The sequence below is a fragment of the Paraburkholderia graminis C4D1M genome (assembly GCF_000172415.1).
GTDB lineage: Bacteria > Pseudomonadota > Gammaproteobacteria > Burkholderiales > Burkholderiaceae > Paraburkholderia > Paraburkholderia graminis.
Map to the genome: position 1 here is coordinate 64,881 of NZ_ABLD01000003.1, position 19,811 is coordinate 84,691.

The following is a 19,811-nucleotide window of genomic DNA, read 5'->3' on the forward strand; positions in this document are numbered from 1 at the left end:
CCGTGTTCTTCATCATGATTTTTTAAGGCGTCGCCGGCTTGCGGGCCTATGGCCGGCAAGCAACGCGCCCCTATGCCGTGACCGGATGCATCAATTGTCCGGTTGCCACGACATCGGTCTCCTCAGCGTATAAAAGCTGCGGATCTATTTCTGTGCTTCAGGTCACGGAAGAAAACGCTTCCGCAAAAAACGACACGGGTTCCCGCCGTATACGCCCCCGGCTTCGAGCGAGCGATGCACGACAGAGAGCGGTGTGACGACCGCCGAGCGGCCTATCGTCACGCCCATTTGCACGACGCATTTAGACGTGATCCACACGCCGTCCTCGATCACGATCGGCGCGACGCGCAAGTCCATCGTGGTGCTCATATCGTGCGAGCCGGCTGTCAGGAACGTTCCCTGAGAAATGCAAACATTGGAGCCGATGCGAATCGGTGCCTGGTTATAAATCCATACGTCGACGCCGAACCAGCACTTGTCGCCCACTTCGAGATTCCACGGCGCCTTCACCCGCAATGGATGCACGAAGCGGCAGCCAGTACCGATCCGCGCGCCGAACAGACGCAGCAACGCGACGCGCACGGATGAGAGCGGCAGCAGCTTGTTATTGATGACGCACGCCTCGACCACAAACCATATGAGCTCGACGAGCGCGCCGCGCCCCGCACGATAATTGCCCTTGCCCGCGAGGCTCAGGTCGATCACGCGATGCTCCGCGCCGGCGCTTTCAGTTGGCGGCGCACAAGCGAGCCGCGGATCGTCTGCGATATTGCCCATGATTCTTCTCCATACCGTGCGCCGTGCGTTTATGCACAGGGATGCTAATTAATCTCGATGCCTGTCTTTGGCAGACTCGCTCTTCTTCACTACGTGGCCGCGCAGGCAAGCGTTTTGGCGGCTGCGTGCATGGATTTTGGCGCACGATGTTTTCATTGGACTGCATCAACCCGGGGACCACAATGACAACACTGATTCGACACACCGCCCACTGCATGCTTCTTCTCACCGCCGTTTGCGCCGCACCCGCATTTGCGCAGAAGGCCGCGCCGGCCATGACCGCCACGGCGCCGACCGGCTATGGCGCGCCGGCGCCCGCTCCAGTCGATCGCCGCGCCGTTCAGCGCAAGCGCGAACAGAAGCTGCTGGGCGCGCCTGACGGCTACGTCGCCGGCAATCCGCAGGACGCCAATATCGACAACGGGCGCCGTGCAGCCCTGCTCGACGAACAACGCATGACCGTCACCGATGGCGAGCAAGCCGGCAAGCCGGGTGCAGCGGGCAAGCGCAAGGCGCCGCCCGTCGCGAACGGGCAGTTGCGTGTCGCCGATGCGGCAGCGCGTCCGCGCGCCGACGACAAGCTCGTGCCGCAAGGCGCCGCCAAGGCCACCTACGCCGATCCGTACACGATGGGTAAGCGTTCCGTCTACCGTTCGCCGTGGTGATCCTGCACTCATGATGGCCGCGGCCGGATCATTCCGGCGCGGCGTCCTCCGTGGTCGCCGGCTTCGCATGCGGCACGACCACCGCTGAAGGCCTGGCGTCGAAGTACGTAGCGCTCGCCTTCAAGCGCCTTCTTCCTGCCGCGCGGCACAGCATGCCGATGCGTTCTTCAAAAGTACTAATTGTCGAGTCCGGCGAAAGCGCGCTCTCCGCGTAATCGCGCGCGGCTCGTCCGAGCGCCGCGCGCCGCTCGGGGTCGTTGGCGAGAGCGGTGATCGCGCCGACCAGCGCCTTCACGTTATCGGGCGGCACGACGACGCCGCGCGCATGCACCGCCTCGTGCAGCGCGGTGCCGCGCCGCGCCATCGCGATCGTCGCGCGGCCGCTCGCGAACATGCCGGTCAGCTTCGACGGCATGACGAGATCCGCTGCATCGGCGCGTTGAGGCAGCACGTGAATGTCCGCGAGATTGAGCAGTTCGTTCAGGCGCTCGGCCGGTTGAAGCGGCAAGAAGACGCAGTTCGGCAACGTTGCGCAGCGCTTCTCCAGGTTCTCTCTCGCCGCGCCGCCGCCACAAAATACGAACGTGACATCAGGACGGGACGCGAGCGAAGCAGCGGCTTCCGCAAGCGTTTCAATGCCCTGCTTCGCGCCCATGTTGCCGGAGTACAGCACGACTTTCTGCGCGTCGGACAGATTCAACTCGCTACGGTATTCGCTCGCGCGCGACAGCGGATAAATGGCCGACACGTCGACCCAATTGGGCAGACACACCACTTTCGAAGGCGCTACGCCTTTCGCCGACGCACGCGCGCTCATCTGCCGCGTGATCGACGACACCGCGTCGAAACGCCGCAACAACTGGCTTTCGACCCAGCGCGCGATTCGCGCCGCGCGCGAGCCTTTGAGAAGGCCGAGTTCGAACGCCGCGTCGACTTCGTAATCCTGAATGTGCAGCCACGCGCTGGCGCGCGCCACGCGAGCCAGTGCAAGGCATGCCGGCGCGCATATCAAGGTCGGCGCGATCAACACGACTGCATCGGGGCGCCATAACGCCTGCAAGGCGAGCACAGGCAGCGAGGTCGCAGCAAAGCTTGCCAGATGAATCATCCGCTTCAGGCCGCTCGGTCGCGACGGCACCCACAGCGGCGCGCGCCAGATCGCGACGCCGTCGCGCTCTTCCCGCCGATAACGCCACGACGCATAGCCCGGCGAAACCTGCCATTCAGGGTAGTAAGGCGGAGCGCATACCACCCGCACCTCGTGCCCTCGACTTGCGAGCAGCGCGGCCATTTCAGCCGTGTACTTGCCGGTCCCCGTGAGCTCGGGCGCGTAATTGAGGCCGTAGATCAGGATCTTCATTGTGCGTATCTAACGTGTTAAAGCTTCCATGCCCGACCTCGCGGCGGCGCCGCGACACCCGTCAATCGCTCAGCATCAGCGCACAGCCCCGGGCAATATTGGCGGCTGCGGAAGGCGGATCAAACCGGCGAATCACTTCCATGCAACGGTGAGCGGTGCCGCTCGCATCGGCGAAGGCTTCCATTGCTTTTAGCAGCGTGCGCTGCAATCCGGCGACGTCGCCTGCGGTAAACGAATAGCCGCTCACGCCGTCGATCACGAGTTCCGGCACGCAGCCGCAACTCTCGCTGACGACAGCCGGACAGCCGTGCGCGAGCGCTTCGTTGACGACGAGACCCCACGGCTCGCTGAAGCTCGGCAGCACCATGCAGGTCGCGCCGTAGTACTCGCGCGTGAGCGGCTCATCCTGCAAGCTGCCCGCGAACGTTACGGCGTTCTCAAGGTGCAATTCGACGGCTTTTGCACGCAATGCGTCGGCCATCGGCCCCGTGCCGACAATGCGCAATTGCGCAGCGGGTACGCGTTTTTGCAAACCGGCAAACGCTTCGATCAACGTGCCGACGCCCTTCTCTTCCGACAGACGCCCGACGTATAGAAACACCGGCGGATTGCCGGCACGCGCGGCGACGCGTTCGACCAATGCCCGCTCCGGCGAAAAAGAACCGGGCAGTGCGGCGGCCTGACACGGTATAAAAATCTTCTCGCGCTTCGCGCCGAGCGACAGCAGATACTCGCGGCTGCGCTCGCCGAAACCGAAATAGCCGTCGCACAGCGAGAAAAACACGCGCTTCGGAATAGACGTGAGAAGCTTCTTCGGACGATCGCGTCCGGTCGAATCGCAGAACACCGCGCGCCGCTTGCCGGTCACAATGCAAGCCGCAAGCATCGCCCAGTATTCCGGACGGTGATAACCCGGCAGCACGATCAGATCGGACTTCGCCTTCAGCACTTCCCACGTCAGCCGCGCGATCATCTTGATCGTCGGCACGTCTTCGTAACAGCCGTCGAAGAGCTTCTGCATCGGATAACGATGGTACGAATAGTCGACCTCGGAAAAGCCGATGCGGTCGTGCTCGGTATCGGCGATCTGCACCATCCGGTAGCGAATTGCTCCGGATGCCGAAATATTATGCAGCGCAGAAAAGACGACACCTTTGTGACGCGACCATACGACGTTATGGAAGATGGTGACGGATGCACTCATTTTTATGCAGCTCCTCGAAAAGACGTCATTGCACGGCGGCCGCGGTCGGCGACCCGGCATAGGATTCGACGAATTCCCGATACGTCGACGCGATTCCCTGCTCCAGTCCGATCGTTGCCCGCCAGCCCATCTGCGCGAGGCGCGAGACGTCGAGCAACTTGCGCGGCGTGCCGTCGGGTTTCGACGCGTCGAACACGAGCTCGCCGTCGAAGCCGACCACCTTGCAAATGCACTCCGCCAGTTCGCGTATCGACAGATCTTCGCCGACGCCCACGTTGAAAAGCCCTTCCATCACGTTGTTTTCGAGCACGAACAGCGTGGCCGCGGCGAGATCGTCGACATGCAGGAACTCGCGGCGCGGTGTGCCCGAGCCCCATACCGTCAGCGTATCGGCGCCGTTCAGCTTGGCTTCGTGCGCCTTGCGCAGGAGCGCCGGCAACACATGGCTGCTCTTGAGATCGTAGTTGTCGTTCGGGCCGTACAGGTTGGTCGGCATCAGCGATACGTACTGCGTGTTGTATTCGCAGTTGTACGCCTCGCAGAGTTTCAAACCGGCGATCTTCGCGATGGCGTATGCGTCGTTCGTCGGCTCGAGCGACGAAGTCAGCAGATACTCCTCGCGAATCGGCTGCGGGCATTGCTTCGGATAAATGCACGACGAACCGAAAAACACCAGCCGCTCGACCTGCGCCCGATACGCGGCGTGAATCACGTTGGTCTCGATCACCAGGTTTTCATAGATGAACTCACCCGGCCGCGACGCGTTGGCAAAAATGCCGCCCACGCGCGCCGCCGCCAGCAGCACGACGTCGATCTTCTCGGCCTCGAAAAAACGGTTCACAGCGGCCTGATCCATGAGATCGAGCTCGAGCCGCGTGCGCGTGACGACGTTCGTGTAGCCCGCTGCGACGAGCCGCCTGACGAGAGCCGAGCCGACCATGCCGCGGTGCCCCGCGACGAAAATGCGTGACTGTTTGTTCATCGCATCACTCGTGATGTTCGAGCGCCGTGAAGCCGGCGAGCGTGACGAGCGCGTCACGACGTGCAATCTGGAAGTCGGAGCGCACCATCTCCTTGACGAGCGCGGCAAACGGCGTGGTGGGTTGCCAGCCCAGCTTCGCATGCGCCTTCGACGGATCGCCGAGCAACGTCTCGACTTCGGCCGGCCGGAAGTAGCGCGGATCGACACGCACGATCACGTCGCCCGGCGACATTCTGGTCTCGCGCCCTTCCACTTTGTCGACAATGCCGATTTCGTCGACACCGCTGCCTTCAAAGCGCACCGTGACACCCAGTTCACCCGCGGCATGCTGGACGAACTGACGCACGCTGTACTGCACGCCGGTCGCAATCACGAAGTCCTCCGGCTGCTCCTGTTGGAGCATGCGCCACTGCATCTCGACGTAATCGCGCGCATGGCCCCAGTCGCGCAACGCCGACAGATTGCCGAGATAGAGCGTCTTCTGCATGCCGACCGCAATACGCGCAATCGCACGCGTGATCTTGCGCGTCACGAAAGTCTCGCCACGCACCGGCGATTCGTGATTGAACAGAATCCCGTTGCAGGCATAAAGACCGTACGCTTCGCGATAATTGACCGTTGTCCAGTACGCGAACATCTTCGCCACCGCATAGGGGCTGCGCGGATAGAACGGCGTCGTCTCCGATTGCGGCACTTGTTGCACGAGGCCGTAAAGTTCGGACGTCGACGCCTGGTAAAATCGCGTCTTATTCTGCATACCTAAGATACGCACAGCCTCCAAAATCCGCAGTGCGCCAAGACCATCGGCGTTGGCCGTGTACTCCGGTTCCTCGAACGACACCGCAACGTGGCTTTGTGCCGCGAGGTTATAAATCTCGTCCGGCTCCACGCGCTGAATCACGCGCAGAATGCTGGTGGAGTCCGTGAGATCGGCGTGATGCAGAAAGAGGTGCTGTTCCGGATCGTGTGGGTCTCTATAGAGGTGATCGATCCGGTCTGTGTTAAACAGCGACGACCTGCGTTTGATGCCGTGCACGTCGTAGTTTTTGGCGAGCAGCAGCTCGGCGAGGTACGACCCGTCCTGCCCCGTGATCCCCGTGATCAGCGCGACCTTGCGTTTCATGAAGGCTTCTCCTTGTTAACTTTTCAACACTTGTAGCGAGAAACTCGGCCGCGATTTCAGCCCGCTATGCTGTCATATCCGTAATATCCGCCTTGGTAACCCGAGCCGAGGAACGCCCCTTCCTGCGGCACGTCGGTGAGCAATACGCCTCTGAGTCCCACGCCGCCATTACGAAGACGCTTGGCGGTCTCGGCAATTTCATTCAACGGATGACGGCCGTGGCGAACCACCAGCAGCGTCGTGCCCGCGTGCTTGCCGATCAGCGTCGAATCGGTGACGGCGAGTACCGGCGGCGTATCGATGATCACGAGGTCGTAGCGTGATTTCAGTTCGTCGAGCATCGTCTGGAAGCGCGAACTCATCAGCAGTTCCGACGGATGCGAGGGCAGCGTGCCCTTGGCCAGCACATCGAGTCCGGGCAGCACGTCGCGCTGGATCATCGAAGTCAGGTCGCCGCCGCTCAGCACATCCGACAAGCCCGGTTGATGTCCGATGCCGAAGTGCGAGTGCACGTCGCCGCGCCGCATGTCGCCGTCGATAATCAGCACGCGTTTATTCGCCGATGCGACGAGCGCCGCGAGATTCACCGACAGAAACGACTTGCCTGCGTCCGGCCGCGAGCCCGTAATCATCACGACGTTATTCGCCGCATGATCGAGCGAAAGTTGCAGTGATGTACGGAGATTGCGCACGCCTTCGACAGCAATGTCTTCCGGCGCCTGCTGCGCGAGAACATGCAGACCGCGCCGGCGCAGCATGACGTCCTCCTGCAAGCGCAACTGCGTCTGGCTGCGCGGCACCACCGCGAACACCGGCACGCCGAGCACGGCTTCCAGTTCGTCGGGACGCTCCACGCCGCCATACATCGCGCGCTTGAAGAAGGTCAGCATGATGCCGAGCACCAGACCGCCGCCCAGCGCAATGAGAATCGCGATCACGCGCTTCGGACGCACCGGCTCATCGGGTGCTTCGGCGAAATCGACCACGCGCACGTTGCCGACCTGGCCCGCCTTCGCGACGCGCAACTGCTGCGCGCTATTGAGCAGATTCGTGTACAACTCCGTGTCGACATGCACGTCGCGCAACAGACGCAACGCGGTTTGCTCCGTATCCGGCATCACCGACACGCTGCGGTTCATGTTGACCTGCGCGCCTTGCAGCGCTGCGATCTGCGCATCGAGCGAAGCGACTGCCGGGTGATTCGCCGTGAAGCGTTGCGACATCTCGGCGCGCTGCGTTTGCAGATCGAGCAGCTTCGTCTTGTTGTCGACGATCTGCTGAAGCAGCAGGCGGCTCTCTTCGCCGAGATCGACCGTGCCGTGCGTATTGCGGAACTTGTTGTAGCGCTGCTCCGCTTCGTCCAGTTCCTTGCGCAAGCCCGGCAATTGCTGGTCGAGGAATGCGAGCATGTGCTCGGCTTCCGTCGAACGGCTTGCAACGTCCTGGCGCACGAACTCACGCGCCATGCTGTTGACGATCGCCGCGGTCAGCGCGCTGTCACCGCCTTCGAGGCTCGCGCGGATCACGCCGGATTGCAGCGTGGTTTCCTGCACGACGAGCGCCTTCTGCAAGCGGTCGACGGTGCTGAGCGTCGACGCACGCGACAGCTCGAATTGCGAGCCCGCGGCGCCGGTCAGCGCATCGACACGCAACGCGATAGGACCGTCGGCGGTATCCGTCTGGACCGTTTCGCCGACGTGGCCCGACAGGATCGCAATGCCGTTCCTGTCGCGCAGCACGTACGAGCGGTCGTTGCCCGCGACCAGCGTGAAGGTGGTGTCGTACATCTCCTTCGACGTGTCGAAGCGCGACACCGAGATGCTCTCGTTGCCCCACGCATAGCCGGACAGGTTGATGAACTGGGGCAGTTTGAAGCCCCATTGCCCGTTCACCAGCCCGGCAATCAGACCTCCGATCACCGGCATGTAGCGCGGCGTGGCCGTGATGTCGAGATGCAGCTTCTTGACGGTCTCCTCCGTCACGAGACGCGACTTCAGCAGCTCGATTTCCGCTGCCGTCGACGGTTTCGTGTCGAACATGCCGGTGAGCGGCGGCAAGGAATCCTTACCGTTCGCGTTGGCATTCGCCGTCTTGTCCTCGACGTGAAACAGCACGTCCGCCCGGTACGTCGGTGGCGCAAGGAAAGCGTACGCGCACCCCAGCGCGAGCGCGATCAGCGTCACGGTTGCAATAGTGCGCCAGCCCCGCACGATAGTGCGGAGATAGTCCGAAAGATGCAACTCATCCGCTGCGGACACGTCCGTATAGCGGTTCTCGAAGTTGATTGCCATGTTTGGTCTCACCCAGCATAACCCGCGGTTTTTCTGAACTGCTTTATACGTTTTTTACTTTGCTGCTTGTTTTGCTGCTTACTTCGCCACTACCACGCCGGTCACAGCCGCATTGATCGCCGGCAGCAACAGGTTCAGGATACGGTTGAAACGAACCAGCCCGCCCTGGCCCACGTACACGACGTCCTTCGGCTGCAACTCGAACTGGTTCGCAAGAATCATCGATACCGGCGAGCTCGCATCGAGGTGATAGATCTGCGGCGATTCGCTTGCGGAATTTCGGATCACGAACAATTGCCGCGTGGAAGCCGTAGCCTGGTCGAAGCTGCCGCTGTCCGAAATGGCCTGCGAGAGCGTCAGCGAACCGTTGCGCATCGGCGTGACCGTCGCCGGCTTGTTCACTTCACCCATCACGTAGACACCGCTGTCTTCACGCGAGGCCACACGCACTGCGTCGCCCGCCTGCAGATAGATGTTCGACGGGTTCTGTCCGCGCTTGAGCAGGTCGTCCATGTTCAACTGATACGTGACGCCATTGCGGATCAACTCGACACGGCTGCGGTCCGCGTTCGGGCTGAAGCCGCCGCTCTGGCTGATCGCACTCGTCAGCGACATCGTGATGTCGTTCAGCGACTGCGCGCCCGGCGTGCGTACTTCACCGTCGATGAAAATCTGCGCGTTACGGAAAGAGGCCACGCGCACCGTCACTTCCGGCTTCTGGTACACCTTGCTCAGGCGGTTATACAGTTCCTTCTGGATCGCGCTGACGTCTCTGCCCGCCACGTGAACCGTGCCCGCATACGGAAACTGAATATCGCCCTTCTCGTCGATGAGAAAGCCCGAGGCCGCATCCGAAGACTTGGCGTTCTGCGCCGGTTGGCCGAGCGCCGCCGCGAGTTCGGGGTGATCCCACACGACGATCTGCAGCACGTCGCCAGGACCGACGCGGTATGGGCCCGGCTTGCCGAAGAGCGCGAGCGTTGCCGGCGGCAACGGGGCACTGGTCTGGTCCGCGTGCATCTTGCGCACGAGCGACAGATTGATGTCCGTGATGGGTATCGTCTGCTGCTGTGACGGTTCGGTGCTGAAATCGCCGCCCGTCTCCTGAAGAGTGGCCGGCGTGTCCATCCGCTGACCGGGCGCGGCAGCGCAGCCCGCGAGCAGTGCAGCGATTGCGAAAACCGAGAGACTTCCCGTGCGTGTACCAAGCGAGCTCATAACTTTTTCCTCCTTGCGCAAGAGCGAATGTCTCAGGAAAGAGGCACCGCCTTGCGTGCTTTGTTAACAACTAGTAAGCGTTTCGATGCACCAGTCCGGCGACAATCGTCGCGCCGATGATCCGCATGTCGAGTGCAAACGACCAATGCCCCAGGTAGTACAGGTCATGTTCGACGCGACGTTCCATCTTTTCGATGCGGTCGGTCTCGCCACGAAAGCCGTTGATTTGCGCCCAACCTGTAATACCCGGCTTGATCCGATAGCGATTGATGTAGCCCGCGACCACTTTCTGATAGAGGTCGTCGTGCTCGAGCGCATGAGGACGCGGTCCCACGACCGACATGTCGCCACGCAATACGTTAAAAAACTGCGGTAATTCGTCGAGGCTCGTACGGCGCAGGAACGCGCCGACTTTCGTCACGCGCGGATCATTGCGCGTCGCCTGGCTGACGGTGCCCTTCTCTTCCGTATGCATGCGCATCGAACGGAATTTGTAGATCGTGAATACGCGTCCATCAGCGCCCTTGCGCTTCTGCCTGAAAAACACGGGCCCACGCGACGAGAGCTTTACCGCGAGCGCAATAGCAACCAGCAGCGGCGCAAGACAGAAGAGCGCGGTAGCTGCGAACAGGCGATCGAAGATCTCTTTCTTCAGCATCGAGCTCGCCGAAAGAGGCGACGCCACGAGGTTGATTGCAGGCACACCGAGCAACTCGATCACACCGCTGCCCTCGAAAAGCGCGAGACTGCGCACGTCGGGCATGAAGCGGATGTTCACCAGATCGTCGCGAAACTCGCTGACGAGCGAACAGATCAGCGGCTCCTCCGCGAGCGACAGCATCAGCCACAATTCATGAACGTCATTCGTGCGGATGTATTCGGCGAGCGCATCCACGCTATCGAAAACCGGCACACCTTTACTGTTCACCGGCGATTGATCCGGCTTCGTGTTGTAGACCGCCGTCGCGCGAAAACCCGTGGTCGGCGCGGAATCGATGCGGCGAATCAGCGCGTCGCATTGCGAGCCGCTTCCCACTATCGCGACCCGATGCAGATTCATCCCCGCGCCGCGTGCACGCGCAAGCACCGCATGCGTGATGAGGCGATACGAGATCAGCAGGCCGCCCGTCACGGCAGTCCAATACGAGAACCACAAACGCGATACGAAGTCGCTGCGATGCAACGAATACATCAATACGAGCGCGCTGCCCTGCACGATCAGCCACGCGAGCGACACCTGTCCCGCGAGCGCGAGCTTCGAGCGGCCGCGCCATGATTCATAGACGCCGAACGCCGGAAAGATCGCGAGCGCGAAGGCAGCGGCGAACATCACCAGCGCCCAATAGAAACCCGATTGAGCGAGGTAGTCGAAGCGGATCTGCGACGCCACCGCCGCTCCTACGAGCACCAGCGCGACATCGAACATTCGCGCGAGCAAATCCTGAAACCTGCGCATTTTGCTTACCTCGTACTGACCGTTCCTGTCCGCAATCCGCCGCGACCGCTGCTTATGAGCAGCGGCCGTAGTTGTCGTTGAATCTCACGATGTCGTCTTCGCCCAGATACGTGCCCGACTGGATCTCAATGATCTCGAGCGGCACCTTTCCCGGGTTTTCCAGCCGATGCCTGATGCCGAGCGGAATGTAAGTCGATTCGTTTTCGCTCAGCAGGAATTGCTCTTCGCCGCGCGTGACGAGCGCGGTGCCGCGCACCACGACCCAGTGCTCGGCGCGGTGGTGATGCAGTTGCAGCGAAAGCTGCGCGCCCGGCGTCACGACGATGCGCTTCACCTGAAAACGCTCGCCGTGGTCGATCGAATCGTAAAAGCCCCACGGACGATGCACCTTGCGATGCGCGTCGGCCTCCGGTGCGTTCTGCGCCTTGATGCGCGACACGAGGCCCTTGACGTCCTGCACATGCGAGCGGTCCACCACGAGCACTGCGTCGGCGGTTTCGACCACCACCACATTCGTCGTGCCGACGCAGGCGACGAGGCGTCCTTCCGAATGCGCGTAGCTCGACACCGCGCCCTCGAACGCCACGCGACCACGGCCCGCATTGCCGTTGGCGTCTTTTTCCATCGCGGCCCACACGGCGTCCCATGAACCGAGATCGGACCAGCCGGCTTCGAGTCGGACCACCACGCCTGCGGGCGACGCATCTTTTGCGTTGGCGTTGGCGTTTGCCGTGTCAGCCGCGTCCGCTGCTTCACTCAAACGCTCCATCACCGCGTAATCAATCGAATCGGCAGGCGAACTCAAAAACGCATCGACGAGCGGGCGGAAATACCCGCCTTCGCTACGACCGCCGCTGAACGCGCGCTCGCAAGCCGAGTGCATGTCCGGCTGCAAACGCGCGAGCGTGTCCAGCCAGACGCTTGCGCGTACAACGAAGATGCCGCTATTCCACCAATAGGTTCCCGCTGCGACGTACTGCGCCGCGATCTCTTCCGCGGGCTTTTCCACGAAGCCGTCGATGGCATGCGCGCCGTCGCCGACCGTGGCGCCGATGCGGATATAACCGAAGCCCGTATCCGGACGCGTCGGCGGCACGCCAAGCGCCGCGATCGCGCCGCGTTCGGCGTAACGTGCCGCGTTTTCGAGCGCGGCCTGCAACGCGTTGACGTCGGCGATCGAATGATCCGCCGGCATCACGACGAGAATTCCGTCCTGGCCTTCGGCGCAAGCGAGCGAGGCCGCGAGCGTCAGCGCGGGCGCCGTATCGCGGCGCGCAGGCTCGACAATCAGACGCGCTTCGACGCCGTTCTCGTGAAGCTGCTCCGCAATCACGAAGCGGTGTTCTTCGCCGCATACGATGATCGGCGAAGCATCGACCTGCCAGCCCGCGGGAAAATCGTTCATGCGTCGTGCGGTGGCTTGCAGCAGCGAATCGGAGCCCACCACGTCGATGAGTTGCTTCGGAAAATTTTCGCGCGACACGGGCCAAAGACGCGTGCCGGAACCACCCGCGAGAATGACCGGGACGATGCGCGTGCAACGCGCGCCGCGTGCGTCCTCACCAGCGTGGGACGACGTATTATTTCCAGCTCCCTGATTCAACATATCTGCAATCCTTATGATTCTTGCAAAGCAACCCACCGATGCTACTGGCCGACCATGCGGCGGCTCTGTATCCGGAACTCGGTCGGCGAAATCCTCATTCGCTTGCGAAACACCTTGGCGAGACGGTCGCCGTTGCCCATGCCCGTGCGGCGCGCGATTTTGTCGACCGGCAATTCGGATTCGGTCAAGAGGCTGCACGTCACGGCAAGGCGTTCGTGCAACAGAAAACTCGATGGCGTGATGCCCATTTCCATCTTGAAGCGGCGCAGGAAGTTGCGTTCGCTCATCGCCGCGAACTGCGCGGCGTCCGCAATCGAAATCGATTGCTGGCAGTTTTCCTGCAGCCAGCGAGCCGCCGCGCGTACCTTGTCGCCTGGCGTCAGCGCGCCGTCTTCGCTAAGAAGCGGCGCGAGGTTCGAGCACGAATCGGCAAGCAGGCGCTCAGCAACGGTGCGCGCAGCCGCCGCGCCCAGGTCGCGCTTGATCATGCCGAGCGCGCTGCGCATCGACTCGAGGCGATCGCCGGCGTCGGCGCCCTGCTCGCTCTGACGCGATGTTTTCGCCGACTCGTCGCGCAATGCATAGGTGCCGCTTGCGTCGGGTAAGTAAGCCGCGTCGAGCAGCGCGCGTCCTTCCGCGATCGGCCGGATCATGCCGGTGTTGTGCCGCACGCGGCGCAGCCACGCGATCAGGCGCTCGTCCCGCGCCGCCGCGATGGCGCCCTTGCCGCCTGCTACGTACAGCGCGTCGAAGCCGCTGTAATGTCGCGCGTCGAGTCCATCGGTCCACACGCGCAGAGCCGACGACGACGTCACCATGCCGCCATCGGCGGAGAGGAAGCACACGTCGTATGAACAGCCGCTCGGGCCCGAGGAAGCCAGTTCATTCGCTGCCTGGAACACTTCGGCTACAACGCCGGCGCCTTGCAGCGAGCAGTCGTTGAACATCAGTATCGCGATGCGGCGCATGCCTTTGTTCGGTGCGTGCACCCAACGCAGCATGGCAGACTCGAGACTCGCGCAGGTCATAGCTATCCTCACCAGAAAACGGATTTACTTTCACCATCAACGGCCACGCCGGGGCCGACTCTGAGCAGTGCATCATAGCCACCACTAGTCAAGTATTTAGCCGCCATGACCGATAGTGCTGACATGTTGGCGCATTGACAGGAGTAGCTCGCGGTGATTTTCGGCAATATTCCGCCAACACCGAATTGCACCGAATTAATTGCCGATTCGACATATCATTGAATTGGCGTTGTGCGAATCTTAGTTCAAAGCAGAAGTCGATTTCGTTCGCCACCGCACACTGGTTCGCTACTCAAAAAAGGGCGGTTACAATTCGATCCGCACGGAACCAGGGCCAAAATAAAGGCGTTTTCGCCAATGAATGGAGCGGTTGCGCACAAACTCTCCCGCTTGTGCAGATTTCCCCGCGCAACCGCCGCGCAGGTTTCGGCTGACGATAGGAACCGCGCACTTCAATAACGCGAAGCAGTGTCTAATATAGGCACCTTGCGCAGCCTTTCGGTTATTTAATTTGTTCTTATTGGGTGCATTCAATATAAATACGGCGATTAATGTTTCAGACCTGAAACATGGGGAATAACGGCCGTTAAGATGACAGCGCAATTGACGGACCCGCGGCGGATCGCGCGAGACGCGCGCCAGTCGGAAACGGCCAGAAGCTTGCGGAAATGCACTATGCGGTTTCCGCAACATGCAGCAACGGACACTACGTCGCGGCGGCTCTGGCCTGGTGAATTAGCAGTTTGACGACGTTCGCGCGACGAGACACAGCGCGAGCAGCACGGGATACACGGGATACACGGGGGATGGTATGTCGAATTCAAACAGGCATCGCGCAGTGCGAAGCATTATAAGGTCCGTGCCGGGGCGCACGACTGCATGTGCGGTTCTTTTCGCGGCGCTCTGCGTATCGGCAGTTGAATGCCAGGCAGCGGCGGCGCAGGTCGATACGAAGGCGCCCGACGGCAAGGGCCTGCGTTGCTCGGCGCCTTCGTCGCAAGCAAGCGCAGCGTCCGCAGGCGATTTGATCGAAGCGGATACACCGAGCGACGGCACGCGTCTCTTCGCCGCATCGAAACCGTTTGCGCTTGTGTTCACCACGCGCGCGCCGCAAAACGATACGCTCATCTGGCAGATACGCGACACGTGGAATGTTGTGCGTGCAAGCGGTCGCTTCAGCGTCGCCGCTGGCGCAATGTCATGGACGCTCAATTGCGCATCGCCGATAGCGGGCTATTTCGCCGTGTCCGCGTCGCTCGAACGCGCGCAGGGTGAACTGTCATCGCGCGGCACGCGGCCGGCCGGCATCGCCACTTTCGGCGTGCTGCCCGATACCGCGGCCACGCTACCGGCCGTACGCTTTCCGTATGAAGACCTGCATCGGTTCGGCGGCCAGGGCACCGCGTATCTCGCGCCCGGTCAGCATTGCTGCGACGGCGACGGTTATCGTCCGGTCTATACCGCGCTCGGCCTCACGTGGATAAACGACAACCGCAACTGGTACATGGAAGAGCCGGACAAACCCGGCACCTTCGATCCCGCGACGAAGCAGCTCACGCCCTACCTGCAACGCGGCGATCTCTTGCGTCTGATCCAGCTCGACGGCATCCCCAAATGGGCGAGCACGACGGGCAAGCAAACTCATAGCTATGCACCCACTTCACTCGCGCAGATGAAGGAGTACATGGCGAAGGTCGGCGCGGAATCGAATCGCGTTCGCACGACTTATTTTCCGAAGCAGCGCGACAACTACTATCAGGTCACCTGGGAGCCCGACGCCGACGGCGGTTTGCCGTGGCGCGACAGCGACGCGAATTTCGTCGCGATGTACAAGGCCGTGTGGGAAGGCATCCATCAGACAGATCCGCATGCGGTGGTGATGGGCCTCACGTATTCATCGGTGCAAGGCAACGTGACGTGGATGCGCCGTTTGGGTCCGCTCGGCATCGGCCGCTATATGGACGGCATGACCGTGCACGGCTATTACGACATTGGCGCCACACCGTCGCATCCGCCGGAGCGCGTGGCCGACACGCGCAATCAGGGCACGGTATCGGGCGCGCTCGCTGCGTCGATGCGCGCGTTGCGCCACGAAATGCGGCAATACCTGAAGCCCGGCGCGCCGCTATTCGTGACCGAGACGGGCATCAGTTACGACATCGGCGAATCGTATGGCAAGCGCTATCCGGGCGCTGACGTGCTGTATGCGCAAGCCGCGGTCGTCGCGCGCACGCATCTGATTCTGCTCGGCGAAGGCGCCGACATGACCTACGTGTTCTATCTCGCGGACATGCCGGACGCGGCGCCCGGCTACGGCATCTTCTTCGAACTCGAGCATGCGAAAGGCGCCTATGGTCCGTCTCGCACCAGTCCGAAGCCGGCGGCGCTCGCGGTGGCGGCGATGACGCGCATCGTCGACGGAACGAGCACGCTCGGGCCGCTCAAAGCGTTGCCGAACGGCGTCCATGCGTACGCATTTCGAAGGCTCGGTGGTGGCAAGATCGTGACCGCGCTCTGGACTCACGACAACGACAAATGGAGCGCGAAAACCGGCTTCAACGCGGGGCAAAGCGTCGAATATCGCTTGCGTGTCGACGCGCCCGGCACGAGCGGCGAAGTCACCACGCTCGACATGATGGGCAACGCGGCGGCGGTGCCGTATCGCGACGGCGTCGCAACGTTGAAACTGTCGCCCACGCCTTTATACGTGGTGTCGAGTAACGCCGACGTATTCAAGGACGCTGTCACTACGCCGGAAGGTTACGTCGCCCGCTAGCGTTCCGGCTCGAAGTCATGCGGCGAGAACTACGCGAACTACGAGAACTACGAGAACTACGCGAACCGCGATAGCTAGCGCACAGAACACCGCGGCCGCCGCAATTAGCATCTGTATCGACGCGCGGGGGGCGCTAATAATGAACGGGGTTGCGTGGATCATGCTCGTGCTGGCCGCGATAGCCGGTGCATTCGCGTTTGCGGCGGCAGGCACTCTCATGCTTTTGCTGCTGATCGCGGACGTCGCGCAAAGACTGACTCGCGACGACGACAACCGTGGCGACTATTAACACTGCTTGCGCCACGGAAATCACCGTGGCAATAGCGAGCTTGCTCGGGAACCCGCATGCTGACGGAAATCGACTTCCTCGATGTTGTTCGTTTGACGCCGCTCGTCGCGATCGATCTGCTGGTTCGCGATGCAGACGGACGCGTTCTGCTCGGTCATCGCCGCAATCGGCCCGCGCGCGGCACGTGGTTCGTTCCCGGCGGCCGCATCCTCAAGGACGAAACGCTCGACGCCGCTTTCTCGCGCATCGCCGACGCCGAGCTCGGCATCGCGAAACTCGCACGTTCCTCGGCGCGCTTCGAAGGCGTATTCGAACATCACTACAGCGATAATTTCGCGGGCGAGCCTGGCGTGTCGACGCATTACATTGTGCTTGCTTATGCGTTGTCGGTAGCGAGTGCGCAGCCGGTCGGCCGGCCCGATCAGCACAGCGAATATCTGTGGCTCACGCCTCACGAACTGCTCGCGCGCGACGACGTCCATGAAAACACCAAGGCGTATTTCCGTTAGTGTTTCCGCTAGTATTCCCGCTAAGCAGCCACCGTATGCACAGTGTTAGCCCGCCAACGCGGAACGTCAGATGATTGCAGTATGATCGAGCGCACTATAAAAGGCTCGAATGCACATGCGATCATCGGCGGCCCGTGTTGTTCGGAGAATATGCATTGCGCTCGGCGCGCTCTTCGCGCTGCTCGCGTTGGCCGTGTTACCAACGGCAGCGCGCGCGGCGGACTGCAAGGCGGGAACGCTCGTCACCGTCGTTGCGCATCTGGACGACGATCTGCTGTTCGTCGATCCCGCGATTAGCGAGCGTCTCGATGCCGGATGGTGCATCACCACAGTTCATCTGATCGGAGGCGCAAACGGCGCGAGGCTGCCCTATGTGCTGACGCGCGAGCAGGCCTCGCGGCTCGCGTATGCGCGCATGGCCGGTGTGCCCGACGTATGGAACGAGTCGAGCGTCGAGATCGCCGGCAAGCTCGTGCATGAAATGGTGCTGAAAGCCAAGCCGCAGGTTCGGCTGCTCGAACTGCGGCTACCGGGCGGTGGCGTGCGCGGCGGCCGCGAGCCGCTCGGCTTGTTATGGGAACAGCGCGCAACGCTATCCACGTATCCGATCAACGCGGACGGCTCGGGGCGCATGAAGTACGATCGCGAGTCGCTCTCCGCGACACTGAAGACGATTCTCGCGCAAGCCACGCTGATCTACACACTTAATCCGGATACCGTACCATTTGTCGAGCACCCGGATCACATTCTCGCGGCGCGCATAACGCGTCATGTCGCGCAGACGCTCGGCAACAGCGTGCCGATCGTCTACCACGTGACTTATCCCACCGGCGGCTGGCCCGGCAATCTTCCTGCTGCCGAGGTGCAACGCAAGCGCGACATCGTCGCGAGCTATTTTTCCGTCGACGGAAGCGAGTCGTCGCATGTGTTCGGCGAATTCCAGTGGGACGGCAACTGGATCGCGCGACGCTATGCGTTCGCGGACCGCAGCGATCGCCGTGTGCCGGACTTCGTCGCGCGCCCGATCACGCTATTCAACGTGGCGACGAACCGCTGTGTGACCGCGCCCGGCATGAACCAGGCGCCCACACTCGCCGCGTGCAACGGATCGGCCGCGCAGCAATGGCGATGGGAACCGCTCACGGTGTATCCCGGCAATGCACGCAACGCCGCCCTCGTGAGTGTGGCCACGTCGCAATGCATTGCCGAGCGCGACGGTTATCTGCGCGCGGAAAGCTGCGATCAATGGGACCTCGCGCAACGCTGGACGCCTTGGGATTTTGGCCTCGTCTACACGCCGATGCGTCACTGCCTCGGCGAAACGGGCGGCAAGCTGACGATGCGCGGCTGCGCGGCGCTCACCACCCGTTACCGCTGGGCCACAACGCAGCACATTCAGGCCAACGATCTGCGGCTCGCGACCGCCATGTATGCCGACGTGATGGGAACGGGCGACGCATCCGCCGTCTACGTGCAACGGCAGCACGACGGTCCTGGATTCGATGCCTACGTCGCGTCGCTGGAACGCGCCGCGCCGCCGGCGCTGTGGTACAAGGCCGCGGTTCCATTCGATGCACGCGCCACCGCGCCAAGCTGCGCGGGCGACAAGTTGTGCTTCGACAGCGCGCGCTTTCTGCTCGGCGACTTCGACGGCGACGGCAAGGCGGATCTGATGATCGTCACCGCGCGCGAGAACGGCACCGCCTTCTGGCTGCTGCGCAGCGCGGGCGACCACTTCGACGCGCCGCGCCTCTGGCTGCAAACAAGTACCGCATTCAAGCCCGAGCTGACGCAGCAATATGTGGCCGCGGATTTCACCGGCACGCATCGCGCGAGTGTGCTGATTGCACAGAAGCGCGCGGACAGCGGACTCGATTTGTGGCTCGCGTCCTCGAACGGCGCGGCAAGCACTGCTGCTCAGCCCACGCTCGTCGCAGAAGCCAAAGGTCTCACGCAGAATGCGACGCTCTTGCCGTTCGGCAAGGCGGGCTCGCCCTCATCGCTCGTTGCGCTGGAGACGGGGCAAGAACGCGTGTCGCTCAGGGTCATACGCAACGACAACGCGGGCATGACGATCGGCGAACGCAAAATGCTGCCGGCCGGCTTCATGCCAGGCTTCGTGAAGCCCGCGATCGCCTCGCTGCACGGCGAAGATCGCGACACGCTGCTGCTGGTCACGCCGCGCCTCGACGGCACTGACGCCGACGAGTTGATCGACATTGCCGCGCTTGATATCGCCGACCCGGCTGCGATGCCCGCGCATGTCGCTTCGTTGCGCGGCATGTCGTGGTCGGATGTGTTTCCGGCCTACGTTCACGGCAAGCAAGGCGCGGCGCTCGCGCTTTATCGTCGAGTGGACGCGACGCTCGGCGACTTCTACTTCACGGGCGGCGCTCCGGCGCTGTCGCGCTATCCGCTGAAAAACGGCCTGACGCTGGGCACGCCGCAGGATCTCGGCGAATTGCCGGGGCTTTTTTCGGAGACGGTGCGAATCGACCGGCTCGCTCAATAACGTCGTGCGACGCGT

15 protein-coding genes are annotated in these 19,811 nt (G+C 62.3%); 5 read left to right on the plus strand and 10 right to left on the minus strand.

Annotation, left to right across the window (positions count from 1 at the left end):
• Positions 1-162 precede the first annotated feature (162 nt).
• Positions 163-777 (minus strand): DapH/DapD/GlmU-related protein, encoded by a 615-nt coding sequence (locus tag BGRAMDRAFT_RS06050; RefSeq protein ID WP_006047799.1) that lies wholly within the window; start codon positions 775-777, stop codon positions 163-165.
• Between the two features lie 215 nt (positions 778-992).
• On the opposite strand from BGRAMDRAFT_RS06050, the gene BGRAMDRAFT_RS06055 reads away from it, so the two are divergent.
• Positions 993-1,442 (plus strand): hypothetical protein, encoded by a 450-nt coding sequence (locus tag BGRAMDRAFT_RS06055; RefSeq protein ID WP_232292234.1) that lies wholly within the window; start codon positions 993-995, stop codon positions 1,440-1,442.
• 28 nt (positions 1,443-1,470) lie between these two features.
• On the opposite strand, the gene BGRAMDRAFT_RS06060 is transcribed toward BGRAMDRAFT_RS06055, so the two are convergent.
• From BGRAMDRAFT_RS06060 to BGRAMDRAFT_RS06100, 9 genes are all read right to left on the minus strand, one after another.
• The gene (locus tag BGRAMDRAFT_RS06060) at positions 1,471-2,802 is read right to left on the minus strand and encodes a glycosyltransferase WbuB (RefSeq protein ID WP_006047801.1); all 1,332 of its coding nucleotides are present in this window, start codon (positions 2,800-2,802) and stop codon (positions 1,471-1,473) included.
• 61 nt (positions 2,803-2,863) lie between these two features.
• Complete coding sequence (locus BGRAMDRAFT_RS06065; protein ID WP_006047802.1) at positions 2,864-4,006, minus strand: glycosyltransferase family 4 protein; 1,143 nt, start codon at positions 4,004-4,006, stop codon at positions 2,864-2,866.
• A gap of 25 nt (positions 4,007-4,031) precedes the next feature.
• A complete protein-coding gene (locus tag BGRAMDRAFT_RS06070) occupies positions 4,032-4,988 on the minus strand; it encodes a GDP-L-fucose synthase family protein (protein WP_006047803.1) in 957 nt (318 codons plus the stop codon).
• A 4-nt stretch (positions 4,989-4,992) separates the two neighbouring features.
• Entirely contained in the window at positions 4,993-6,111 is a 1,119-nt protein-coding gene (gmd, locus tag BGRAMDRAFT_RS06075) for a GDP-mannose 4,6-dehydratase (protein ID WP_006047804.1), read from the minus strand.
• Between the two features lie 56 nt (positions 6,112-6,167).
• Positions 6,168-8,402 (minus strand): polysaccharide biosynthesis tyrosine autokinase, encoded by a 2,235-nt coding sequence (locus tag BGRAMDRAFT_RS06080; protein WP_006047805.1) that lies wholly within the window; start codon positions 8,400-8,402, stop codon positions 6,168-6,170.
• 78 nt (positions 8,403-8,480) lie between these two features.
• The gene (locus BGRAMDRAFT_RS06085; RefSeq protein ID WP_006047806.1) at positions 8,481-9,620 is read right to left on the minus strand and encodes a polysaccharide biosynthesis/export family protein; all 1,140 of its coding nucleotides are present in this window, start codon (positions 9,618-9,620) and stop codon (positions 8,481-8,483) included.
• A 70-nt stretch (positions 9,621-9,690) separates the two neighbouring features.
• The gene (locus BGRAMDRAFT_RS06090; protein ID WP_006047807.1) at positions 9,691-11,076 is read right to left on the minus strand and encodes an undecaprenyl-phosphate glucose phosphotransferase; all 1,386 of its coding nucleotides are present in this window, start codon (positions 11,074-11,076) and stop codon (positions 9,691-9,693) included.
• A 52-nt stretch (positions 11,077-11,128) separates the two neighbouring features.
• Positions 11,129-12,682: a mannose-1-phosphate guanylyltransferase/mannose-6-phosphate isomerase gene (locus BGRAMDRAFT_RS06095; RefSeq protein ID WP_006047808.1), complete on the minus strand. Its 1,554-nt coding sequence runs from the start codon at positions 12,680-12,682 to the stop codon at positions 11,129-11,131.
• A 41-nt stretch (positions 12,683-12,723) separates the two neighbouring features.
• Complete coding sequence (locus tag BGRAMDRAFT_RS06100) at positions 12,724-13,710, minus strand: helix-turn-helix domain-containing protein (protein WP_006047809.1); 987 nt, start codon at positions 13,708-13,710, stop codon at positions 12,724-12,726.
• A gap of 811 nt (positions 13,711-14,521) precedes the next feature.
• On the opposite strand from BGRAMDRAFT_RS06100, the gene BGRAMDRAFT_RS06105 reads away from it, so the two are divergent.
• The 4 genes from BGRAMDRAFT_RS06105 (at position 14,522) to BGRAMDRAFT_RS06115 (ending at position 19,796) form a co-directional block, all read left to right on the plus strand.
• Positions 14,522-16,486 carry a hypothetical protein gene (locus BGRAMDRAFT_RS06105; protein ID WP_006047810.1) on the plus strand — a complete coding sequence of 655 codons (1,965 nt, stop codon included), beginning with the start codon at positions 14,522-14,524 and terminating at the stop codon, positions 16,484-16,486.
• A 139-nt stretch (positions 16,487-16,625) separates the two neighbouring features.
• The gene (locus BGRAMDRAFT_RS34905) at positions 16,626-16,775 is read left to right on the plus strand and encodes a hypothetical protein (protein WP_006047811.1); all 150 of its coding nucleotides are present in this window, start codon (positions 16,626-16,628) and stop codon (positions 16,773-16,775) included.
• 56 nt (positions 16,776-16,831) lie between these two features.
• On the plus strand, positions 16,832-17,284 hold the full coding sequence (locus BGRAMDRAFT_RS06110) for a GDP-mannose mannosyl hydrolase (protein WP_006047812.1): 453 nt from the start codon (positions 16,832-16,834) through the stop codon (positions 17,282-17,284).
• Between the two features lie 115 nt (positions 17,285-17,399).
• Positions 17,400-19,796: an RICIN domain-containing protein gene (locus BGRAMDRAFT_RS06115; protein WP_044020568.1), complete on the plus strand. Its 2,397-nt coding sequence runs from the start codon at positions 17,400-17,402 to the stop codon at positions 19,794-19,796.
• Positions 19,797-19,811 lie beyond the last annotated feature (15 nt).